Origin of the sequence: Kribbella sp. (assembly GCF_035655035.1) — a bacterium.
Lineage (GTDB): Bacteria > Actinomycetota > Actinomycetes > Propionibacteriales > Kribbellaceae > Kribbella.
The window spans coordinates 1-9919 of sequence record NZ_DASRVN010000168.1 but is presented as its reverse complement, the minus strand read 5'-3'; the positions used below and the strand labels follow the sequence as shown (position 1 = coordinate 9919).

The window sequence follows — 9919 nt, the reverse complement described above, 5'->3', positions numbered from 1 at the left end:
CGCCGGCCGTACCCCGCTCAACCGGTCCGCCGGCCGTACCCCGCTCAACCGGTATGTCGGCCGTACCCCGCTCACCCGGTACGCCGGCCGTACCCCGCTCAACCGGTCCGCCGGCCGTACCCCGCTCAACCGGTATGTCGGCCGTACCCCGCTCACCCGGTACGCCCGCCGCACCCGCTCAACCGGTATGTCGGCCGTACCCCGCTCAACCGGTACGCCCGCCGCACCCGCTCAACCGGTACGTCGGCCGCACCACGCTCAGCCGGTGCGCCAGCCGCACCTCGTCCAGCTGACGCGGGCGCCGCGCCCCCTGTCGGCCGTACCGCGCTGAGCCTGTGTACCGGCCGTACCCCGTTCAGCCTGTGCGCCTGCCCTGCCGCTCAGCTGACGCGGGCGCCGCACCTCCGGTCGGCCGTACCCCGCTCAGCCTGTGTGCCGGCCGCACTCCGCTCAGCCGGTCCGCTGGTCGCATCTCGTTCAGCTGACGCGGGCGCCGCACCCGCTGTTGGCCGTACGCCGCTCAGCCTGTGTGCCGGCCGACTCCGCTCAGCCGGTACGCCGACCGCACCTCGTTCAGCTGACGCGGGCGCCGCATCCCCTGTCGGCCGTACCCCGCTCCGGCTGGCCGTGGCCGTACCCGCCGTCGGCCGGGTCGCGGCCGTACCGCCCTCAGCCGGGTCTCGCGCCGTGCCGGCTGGTCAGCCGGAGACGTGGGCGGTGTTGTTGAGCCAGTGGTGGGCGAGGGAGACGTCGCCGTCGACGTTGATGCCGGCGGCGTCGGTCAGTGGGATGCGGCGGGTGAGCGCCAGCAGCAGCGATCCGGCCGGACCGGTCACGGTCACATCGGCCGCGCGGGTCCCGGGCTGCCAGGTCGCCCCGTCCGGCCGCCGCTCGACGAACCACGCCCCACCGTCGGTAGCCAGCCATTGCAAAGTCTGCCCGGTCCCGCGAACAGCGTGCGCGGATTCGGCCCGCTGCATCGCCCAGGTCGGGGACGTGAGCATCGCAAAGTGGTTGCTGATCAGAGCCGCCGCGACATCGGCGTCGATCTCGACCGAACGCCCCGCCGCGTTGGCGGCATCGAACCCGTGCACGACCGCCTCGTTGACCGAGCTGGACATCCAGAACTCTGCCCCGGACCGCTCATCGCCCGCCGCGTTGAACACCGGCGCGTCGAACGCCTCGTCGGAGAACGCCCCCGCCACCCGCTGCGAGGATTCGGCCAGCCAACCCGGCCACGCGGCGTGGTCGGCCGGGAGTACGGCGACCTCCGTGGGCAACTGCGTGGGGTCGGCGATGCGCCGCTCGACGAGCTCCGCGACCCAGTGCTGCGTCTGGCCCACGTGCTCGACCAACTCCTTGACGGTCCACCCCGGCGCCGTCGGCACCGCGGTACCAGGCCCGGCCGCGGCGGCGGATTCCGCCAGCCGCCGCGTGTGCTCGACGATCCACCGCCGGGCTTGTTCGGGCTTCATCTCGGTCATGACTCTCCGTTCACGCCTGCGTCTTGGGGGCGAGCTTGTGGACCACGATGCCGGACTTGAAGGTCGTGGTGCCGAGCAGTTCGAGGTGCGTCGGGCCGATGCCGCTGCCGTGCAGCATGTTGGTGCCGTCGGCAACCACCGGGAAGATCCAGAAGTGGTACTCGTCGACGAGCTTGTGCTCCAGCAGCGTCTTCGAGAACGACCCGGTGCCGAACTTGATCAGGTCGCCGCCGTCCGACTCCTTCAGCCGCCGTACCGCGTCGGCCGCGTCGCCCTCGAGCGGCTGGGCGTTCCACTTCCACTCGGTCAGCGTACGGGTCGCGACGTACTTCGGCATCGCGTTGAACACGTCGGCGAACGGGTCACCGGCGCGGGACAGCCAGGCGTCGGCGAAGCCCTCGTAGGTGACCCGGCCGAGCACCTGCGCCTCGACACCCTCCATCAGGCTCTGGTTGTACGCCATGTGCTCGTCGTCCCAGTACGGCGGGCTCCAGTTCTGCGGGTCCTCGATGACGCCGTTCAGCGTGACGAAGGTGGTCTCGATCAGCTTCCTCATGGGTCTTTCCTCTCACGGTTGGTACGGACGCCGCTTGCGGGCGTCGCGCAGTACTTCGGCCCACCAGACGAGCTGGTCGAGCATGAGCTTGGCTGCTGCTTCGTAGCCGGCGGACGGCTTGGGCCAGCCGCCGTCTGCAGTGAACTGCTCCCAGTAGCAGGGCAGGGCAACGGTGTTGCGGATGCTGACGGCGTGCAGCTCTGTGAAGACCTGCCGCAGCTGTGCGGTCGCGTGACAGCCGCCGTGCTCACGGCCGTAGCTGACGATCGCTACCGGCTTCGCGTGCCACTCCTCGTAGTACCAGTCCAGAGCGGTCTTGAGCGGAGCCGGGAAGCTGCTGTTGATCTCAGGAGTGACGACGGCGAACGCGTCCGCAGTTGCGAGCCTGATGCCGAGTTGCTGCACCTCTAGCGGTGTTGCTTCGTCGGTGTCAGGCAGCGTGTCAGGCAGGTTCGCGGTCACCAGATCGACCAGGTCGACCTCGAACTGCTTGCCGGCCTGCTGAGCGAGCCAGTGCGCGACCGTCGGGCCGAAGCGGCCACGGCGGGTGCTGCCGATGATCACTGCCAGTCGCATGCCGTCCTCCTTCCGTCTGAGCCAGACTCTGCCGGAAGGCGTTTACGGTTTCTTTCCGGTTAGGGTTCGGTCGTGCGCTTCGGGGTGCTGGGACCGGTGACGGCTTGGACGGACGCGGGAACACCCGTGGTCATCCAGGGACTGAAGGTGCGTGCGCTGCTGGCCGACCTGCTGGTGCACGAAGGCCGCCCGGTGCCTGCTGACCGGCTCATCGACCACCTGTGGGGTACTGAGCTGCCGGGCAACCCGTCTGGGACCCTGTCGGCGAAGGTGTCGCAGTTGCGCCGCGCTTTCGAGGACGCCGAGCCCGGTAGCCGCTCACTGGTTCGATCCGGCCCTGCTGGGTACTCCATCGACCTTGAGCGTTCTGTGTGTGACGCTCTCCGCTTCCGGGAGTTGCTGGAGGCTGGGGCGGTCGACGAGGCGCTGGCACTGTGGCGGGGCCCGGCGTACGCCGACTTCGCCGACGAGGCGTTTGTTGAGACAGCTGTCGCCAGGCTGACGGATGAGCGCCTGAGCGCGTGCGAGCGGGCGGACCTGTCGGTGGCAGACCTGTTGGACCTCGTCCGTGAGCACCCATTGCGTGAGGGACTGCGGGCCGCTCAGATGAAGGCCCTGTACCGCGCAGGTCGTCAAAGCGAGGCCCTGGCGAGTTTTGACGAGGTCCGTTCGCTGCTGGTGGAAGAGCTCGGGCTGGACCCGAGCCCGTCGCTGGTCGCGTTGCAGCAGTCGATCCTGACGCAGGAGCTGCCGCACGCGCGCAACAACCTGCCTGCCCACGTGACCGAGCTGATCGGCCGGGACGATGCTCTCGCCGATCTTGGGGCGGCTCTCGGCGCAGCTCGGTTGCTGACGCTGACTGGGCCTGGCGGTGTCGGTAAGACCCGTCTGGCGCTTGCAGCCGCTGCCGCGATTGCTGATCGGTTCGCGGATGGTGTCGTGCTGGTGGAGCTGGCTGCGGTAACGCGAGACGCTCTGTCGGTCAGCAACGCGCTGACGGACGCAGTGCGGGACGCGCTGGATCTGCGGGACACCGGAGAGGCGATTGTCGACCGTTTGGCCGCGGTGATGGGATCCCGGCTGCTCGTGCTGGACAACTGCGAGCAGGTGATCGAGGAGGTCGCAGTACTGACCGACCGGTTGCTGGCCGCTGCTCCGGGGCTGCAGGTGTTGGCGACGAGTCGTGAGCCGCTAGGACTGGCTGGTGAGGTGGTGTGGAGCGTTCCGCCGCTGGTGATCCCGGGAGTCGATTCCGTGCCGGAGACGGTGCAGGAGTGCAGCGCGGTGCAGTTGTTCGTCACCCGTGCTGCTGCGGCGTCACGTGGATTCGCTCTGACGGAGGAGACCGTTGCTGACGTCGCAGTACTGTGCCGGCGGCTGGACGGGATTCCGTTGGCGCTGGAGCTTGCGGCTACGCGAGTACGGGCGCTTGGCGTACAGGGGCTGGTAGCGCGGCTGGACGACCGCTTCCGGTTACTGGCGACAGGGCACCGCGGCGCGGCGCCACGGCAGCAGACGTTGCACGCGATGATCGACTGGAGCTGGGAGCTGCTCGACCCGGCGGAGCAGTCCGTGCTGCAGCGCCTCGCAGTACACGCAGATGGCTGTACGGCGGAAGCGGCTGCGGCTGTTTGCGGCGAGGACGACGTACTGGATGTGTTGGTGCGGCTCGTCGACCGGTCGCTTGTCGTACCTGTTGAGGGGACGCGCTTCCGGTTGCTGGAGTCGGTTGCGGCGTACTGCGTCGACAAGCTCCAGGCCTCCGGTGAGCTGGAGGCTGTGCGGCAGCGGCATTTGGTGTACTACGTGGCGCTGGCTGAGTCGGCACAGCTCTTCGGTGCTGAGCAGAGTCGGTGGCTGCAACTGCTGGACGACGACTCGGCCAACTTCAGGACCGCACTGGATCGTGCTGTGACCACTGGGCAGTTGGACCTGGCGGAGCGGCTGGTGGATGCGCTGGCGTGGTACTGGTTCCTCCGTGGGCGTCACTTGGAGGCACTGCGTTCGCTGGAAGCAGTACCGGGGTCTGCGCGAGCCGGGACGTGGCGGGCCGGGTACTTGTACCTTCTTGGACGCCCGGAGGCCGCGGCCGAGCGGGACCGCTGGATCGACACTGCTGATGGGATGGGCCAGTGGTGGGTTGGCTATGCAGCGAGCGATGCAGGTGACCTGGCTGGGTGTCAGATCCTGCTGGACAGCGCACTGAAGCGTTTTGAGGCAGACGGGAACCAGTGGGGCGTTGGCGCAGTACTGGCCGCAAGGGCAAAGCACGCGCATGTGCGGGCTGACCTGCCGGCGCTGTACGACGACGCGTTGCGGAGTAGCGCGATCTTCCGGTCGCTGGGGGACCGTTGGGGTCTGCTGCAGGCGACTAGCTGGTTCGGAGCGCACGCTGAGCTCGTCGGAGACTTCGACGAGGCGGAGCGGCTGCACCTGGAAGGCGTTGCTGCCGCGGAGGAGCTTGGGCTGTGGCCAGAGCTCGCGAACGAGTTGGGCATGCTCGGTTGGACGTCGATCCGGCAGGGCCGCTACGACGCGGCACAGTCGTACGGTGAGCGCGCAGTACGGTTGGCCACCGAGCAGGGGCAGCGTGCGACGCAGGCGTTGGCGGAGATCGTGCTCGCGTTCGCGGCGCGCCGTTCCGGGGCGCTCGAGGAAGCGTCGGAGCGGTTGCAGGCGCTGATCGACGTCGCTCGCCGGCAGCAGGACGCGGTCCTGTACCTGTCGCTCGTGCTGGACGAGCTCGGGTTCGTCAGAGAGCTGCAAGGGCGGCTGGAGGACGCGCTGGCGCTGCACACGGAGGCTTTCCAGGTGTCGGAGGAGTTCGACTCGCTGCGTGGCATGTGCTGGGCGCTGGAGGGGATTGCTGGCTGTCACCCGGACAAGACGCTCGCTGCTGTGCTGCTCGGATGTACGGCGGCCACCCGGGCCTCGGAGAACTATCTGATGGCTGCCACCGAGACGGAGGACCTGGACCGCGCGGTCGCGGCGGCGGCCTCGTCCCCCGGCTACCAGGCGGCGTACGCACGCGGCGCGGAGCTGAGTCCGGCCGAGGCGTTCGCGCTGCTCGTCCGGCAGTAGATGTTCTGTAGTTGAGATTATTTACCTAGCGAAGTAGTTTGACCGCATGGACTATCGCCATGAGGTGGCCTTCGGCACCTTCCTGACCCCTGCGGTCGACGCCCCGGACCGCGTGATCGCGCTGGCCCAGCTGACCGAGCAGGTCGGGCTGGACCTGGTCAGCTTCCAGGACCATCCGTACCAGCCGCGGCTGATGGACGCGTGGACGTTGCTGTCCGTCGTTGCCGCGCAGACCGAGCGCATCAAGGTGACGACCAACGTCGCCAACCTCCCACTGCGACACCCGGTCGTCCTGGCGCGCAGCGTCGCGACTCTGGACCTGATCACCGGCGGGCGGGTGGAGCTCGGTCTGGGCGCCGGTGGGTTCCTGGAGGCGGTTGCAGCGAACGCAGGCCCGCGGTTGACGACAGGGCAGAGCATCACCGCTCTTGAGGAAGCCATTGCGATCATGCGCGAGGTGTGGACGCCTGAAGGCGGTGGGATCCGGCTTGAAGGCAAGCACTACACCGTGGCCGGTGCCAAGCGCGGTCCGGCGCCTGCGCACGACGTGTCGATCTGGCTGGGTGCGTACAAGCCGCGGATGCTCGCACTGACCGGACGGCTCGCCGACGGCTGGCTGCCGAGCAGCGGGTACGCCGGGCCGGACGAGTTGGCCGCTATGAACAAGGTGATCGACGAGGCGGCCGTGGACGCCGGCAGAGATCCTGCAGCGGTACGGCGGCTCTACAACATCGCCGGGCAGTTCAGTGGGCGTGGCGGGTTCCTGCAGGGGCCAGAGGAGCTGTGGATCGACCAGCTGACGGAGCTGACGCTGGGGGAGGGCATCAGTACGTACATCCTTGCCTCTGACAACCCTGACGACATCAGGCGCTTCTCTGAGGTCGCTGCGGGTGTACGTGAGGCTGTCTCGGTAGCGCGCTCCGGTGCTGCTGTGGCAGTGGCTCCTGCGACGGGCTTCGGCGTCGTACCGACACCGCCTCCTGCTGTACGGCGGAGCGCAGTACAGCTGCTGGATGAGGCGGAGCGGCCGACGGGACCGGCGCAGGACCCGTCACGGACGTATACGCCGTACCAGCTGCAGTCGGGGCAGCACCTGATCGACGTACACGACCACCTGCGGGCCGAGCTCGAGCAGGTACGAGACCTGGTGGAGCAGGTCGCGGCCGGGACGCTCGGGGTCGGCGCGGCGCGGTCGCACATCAACACGATGACCATGCGGCAGAACAACTGGACTCTAGGGACGTACTGCGAGTCGTACTGCCGGCTTGTGACGACGCATCACTCGCTGGAGGACGCGTCGCTCTTCCCGCACCTGCGGCGCGCCGACCCCGCCCTGGCGCCGGTCGTGGACCGGTTGCAGGAGGAGCACAAGATCATCCACGACGTGCTGGAGGGTGTCGACAAAGCGCTGGTCGCGCTCGTTGACGGCTCAGGCAGCATCGACGGACTGCGTGCCGCCATGGACCTCCTCGACGACACGTTGCTCTCGCACCTGTCGTACGAGGAGCGCGAACTGGTGGAGCCGCTCGCGCGGCTCGGGGTGCTGTAGCTACTTCGCCTCGCCCAGCAGGGAGGCGAGGATGTCGAGCAGGCGGAGCGTCGGCACCTCGCCGAGCAGCCGGGCGGCGCTGGTGGCCGGCTCCGCGATCAGGCGGACCTGGAGCAGCTTGAAGTCGCGGACGTTCGCCGGGTTGACCAGGTCGTCGCGGACCGCGGACAGGAACGCGGAGCCGGCCGCCGACGTACCGTAGGTCATCCGGATGAAGCTGTCCGTCACCGGGTACAGGTACGGCCGCTTCAGGTGCAGCAGCTTCGACTTCTTCGCGTGGCCGAACCCGCGGTGCCCGGTGAACTTGTCGTCGAGCGCCATCGCCGCCTCGAACAGTTCACTGCCCGGCGCCGCGTCCTCGAGCCGCGCGTCCACCGGGATCGCCGCCAGATCCTTCTCGACGTCGACCTCGAGCAGCCACGGGATGTCCATCGCGCGCAGGTCCGACCCGATCACCATCGTCCGGGCCAGGTCCTCGAAGGTGATCCGGTTCGGGTCGGAGCCGCCGACGGTGGTCATCCCCGGCAGCCCGTCGTAGTACTGCAGCACGGCGCCGTTCGTCTCGGCGTACAGCCGCAGTTGCGCGATCGCCTCGTCGACGACGATCTTCCGGGTACCGATGTTCATGAGCCACACCCTCACACTTGTGGTGGCAAACCCGCCAGCGGGCGGACCATCATTCGAACGTTCCTCACTCTGTTCCCGCAGATCGTAGCGACTTCCGGGGGACCTGCACGCCAGGGTCACTTCCCGTTATCCACAACCTGTAATCATCCCCGCCGCCGGAGTGCCGTTCGCCGTAAACTCTCTGTCACAATCTCACGACTGAGCGGAGGCAATCATGCGGAAACTCCTCGCGCTCCATTGGCTCGAGGACGGGTTCTGGGAGCGGGGGACAGGACGGCTGCCACCAGGCCCAGGAGGGGGACGAGGCCGAGGGTGCGTTCTGCGGTGGCGAAACCGGTGATGAAGGTGGCTGGGGTGGCGTAGCTGCCGTTGGTTGCGAACAGGGCGGCGGCGAGTGCGATGCCGAGTACTCCGCCGAGTTCACGGAGTGAGGTGTTGACGGCGGCCGCGACGCCTGAGTCGTCAACGGGTACGGCGTTGACGACCGCGTTGGCGACGGTGGGGAAGCACATCGCCACGCCGATACCGGAGATGATCAGCGGTACGACGAGGACGCCGTACCGGACGCCTGGCTCGACGACGGCCGATACCCACACCAGCCCACTTCCTTGCAGCAGCAGCCCGAGCGCCATGAACGGCCGGTTGCCGAACCTGTCGGCGAGCGCTCCGGCGATCGGGGCCACGAGCATCGGCATCGCCATCCACGCCAGGATGCGGACGCCGGCTTGCAGCGGCGAGTAGCCGAGGCCGATCTGGAAGAGCTGGGTCATCATGAACAGCGACCCGAGGAGCGACACGAACTGGAAGAACGCGACCAGGTTGGCCTGGGTGAAACCAGGGCGTGCGAAGTACCCGATCGGCAGCATCGGGTGAGCGGTCCGCCGTTCCCACGCGAGGAACGCGCCGAGCAGGACCAGCCCGGCCACGAGAGTCGTGAGTACTTCCGCGCTGTGCCACCCGGCGTCAGGTGCGCGCACAGCAGCCCACACGACCCCGGTCAGGCCGAGGCTGACCAGGACCAGCCCGAGTGGGTCAAGCCGGTCGCGGGGACCGTGAGTCTCGGTGAGCAGTACGACCGAACCTACGGCCACGAGCAGAGCGATCGGGACGTTGATCCAGAAGATCCACTGCCACGAGAGCCCTTCGACGATCGCCCCGCCCAATACCGGACCTGCCGCCACCCCGAGGCCGGTCACGGCACCCCAGATGCCGATCGCGGTACCTCGCTTCTCCTTCGGGAACGCGTCGCTGATCAGGCTGAGCGTGAGCGGCAGGATCATCGCGGCGCCGACGCCCTGGATCACGCGAGCCGCGATCAGGACCTCGGTGGATCCGGCGAGCGCCGCCGCGGCCGACGATGCGGCGAACAGGACGAGCCCGGCGACGTACGTCGTACGTCGGCCGATGCGGTCGCCGACGGCGGCGCAGGTCAGCATCAGCGCGGCGAACGCCAGGTTGTACGCGTTGATGTTCCACTCCAGATCCGCGAGCGAGGCGCCCAGGTCCTCGCGCAGCGCGGGAAGCGCCGTGGCGACGACGACCACGTCGAGCGAGGTCAGGAACGCTCCCAGCGAGGCGAGCGCCAAGGTGGCTCCGCGGCGGACAGTCACGGGTGCTGGACGTACGGATCTCTCGGTCATCGGTCCTCCAGGAAGCGAATGTGCGGTGTCGCCGGGGATAGACCGGGGAGCGCGGCGAAACTTCTCAACCCGAGGATCGAGCGCCGGCCGTGGTGAGTTTTGCCGCCGCCGACCGTCTGTACGTGTGAGAGTCGATGGATCGGGTTGGAGGACGCGCAATGGGCAAGACCGGGTTCGCGGACGTCGCGGAGCCTTACCGCCACGAGCTCACGGCGTACTGCTATCGAATGCTCGCGAGCTGGTACGACGCGGAGGATGCGGTGCAGGAGACGATGCTGCGCGCGTTCCGTGGGTACGACGCGTGGGAGCAGCGCTCCGGTATCCGGACCTGGCTGTACCGGATCGCCACCAACGTGTGCCTGGATGCGCAGCGGGCGGCGCGCCGTCGACCGCTTCCGGCGGCGGT

The 9919-nt window shown here is 68.4% G+C and carries 9 protein-coding genes; 4 read left to right on the top strand and 5 right to left on the bottom strand.

Going from position 1 to position 9919, the window contains the following annotated elements; translation table 11 throughout:
- A partial coding sequence (locus tag VFF46_RS09825; protein WP_325036744.1) for a hypothetical protein occupies nucleotides 1–331 on the top strand: 331 nt, incomplete at its 5' end.
- A gap of 367 nt (nucleotides 332–698) precedes the next feature.
- Here VFF46_RS09825 and VFF46_RS09820 read toward each other — a convergent pair.
- The 3 genes from VFF46_RS09820 to VFF46_RS09810 are packed head-to-tail and all read right to left on the bottom strand — an operon-like array spanning nucleotide 699 to nucleotide 2616.
- Entirely contained in the window at nucleotides 699–1484 is a 786-nt protein-coding gene (locus tag VFF46_RS09820; RefSeq protein ID WP_325036743.1) for a maleylpyruvate isomerase family mycothiol-dependent enzyme, read from the bottom strand.
- A 10-nt stretch (nucleotides 1485–1494) separates the two neighbouring features.
- Nucleotides 1495–2040, bottom strand: coding sequence for a dihydrofolate reductase family protein (locus VFF46_RS09815; protein WP_325036742.1), 546 nt, complete (start codon nucleotides 2038–2040; stop codon nucleotides 1495–1497).
- A gap of 12 nt (nucleotides 2041–2052) precedes the next feature.
- The gene (locus tag VFF46_RS09810; RefSeq protein WP_325036741.1) at nucleotides 2053–2616 is read right to left on the bottom strand and encodes an NAD(P)H-dependent oxidoreductase; all 564 of its coding nucleotides are present in this window, start codon (nucleotides 2614–2616) and stop codon (nucleotides 2053–2055) included.
- 72 nt (nucleotides 2617–2688) lie between these two features.
- Between VFF46_RS09810 and VFF46_RS09805 the strand changes: the two genes are divergently transcribed.
- Both VFF46_RS09805 and VFF46_RS09800 read left to right on the top strand, forming a co-directional pair.
- Nucleotides 2689–5697, top strand: coding sequence for a BTAD domain-containing putative transcriptional regulator (locus VFF46_RS09805; RefSeq protein WP_325036740.1), 3009 nt, complete (start codon nucleotides 2689–2691; stop codon nucleotides 5695–5697).
- 46 nt (nucleotides 5698–5743) lie between these two features.
- A complete protein-coding gene (locus VFF46_RS09800) occupies nucleotides 5744–7246 on the top strand; it encodes an LLM class flavin-dependent oxidoreductase (protein WP_325036739.1) in 1503 nt (500 codons plus the stop codon).
- Here VFF46_RS09800 and VFF46_RS09795 read toward each other — a convergent pair whose 3' ends face one another.
- Both VFF46_RS09795 and VFF46_RS09790 read right to left on the bottom strand, forming a co-directional pair.
- The gene (locus VFF46_RS09795) at nucleotides 7247–7873 is read right to left on the bottom strand and encodes a DUF6308 family protein (RefSeq protein ID WP_325036738.1); all 627 of its coding nucleotides are present in this window, start codon (nucleotides 7871–7873) and stop codon (nucleotides 7247–7249) included.
- Nucleotides 7874–8085: 212 nt separating this feature from the next.
- On the bottom strand, nucleotides 8086–9513 hold the full coding sequence (locus VFF46_RS09790; protein WP_325036737.1) for an MFS transporter: 1428 nt from the start codon (nucleotides 9511–9513) through the stop codon (nucleotides 8086–8088).
- A 158-nt stretch (nucleotides 9514–9671) separates the two neighbouring features.
- Between VFF46_RS09790 and VFF46_RS09785 the strand changes: the two genes are divergently transcribed.
- Nucleotides 9672–9919 (top strand): sigma-70 family RNA polymerase sigma factor (locus VFF46_RS09785; protein ID WP_325036736.1); only part of this gene is annotated, 248 nt, incomplete at its 3' end.

Coding starts and splice junctions, on each gene's coding strand:
- VFF46_RS09790 (WP_325036737.1), bottom strand. CDS start 9,513: ATGACCGAGAGATCCGTACGTCCAGCACCCGTGACTGTCCGCCGCGGA.
- VFF46_RS09815 (WP_325036742.1), bottom strand. CDS start 2,040: ATGAGGAAGCTGATCGAGACCACCTTCGTCACGCTGAACGGCGTCATC.
- VFF46_RS09795 (WP_325036738.1), bottom strand. CDS start 7,873: ATGAACATCGGTACCCGGAAGATCGTCGTCGACGAGGCGATCGCGCAA.
- VFF46_RS09820 (WP_325036743.1), bottom strand. CDS start 1,484: ATGACCGAGATGAAGCCCGAACAAGCCCGGCGGTGGATCGTCGAGCAC.
- VFF46_RS09800 (WP_325036739.1), top strand. CDS start 5,744: ATGGACTATCGCCATGAGGTGGCCTTCGGCACCTTCCTGACCCCTGCG.
- VFF46_RS09810 (WP_325036741.1), bottom strand. CDS start 2,616: ATGCGACTGGCAGTGATCATCGGCAGCACCCGCCGTGGCCGCTTCGGC.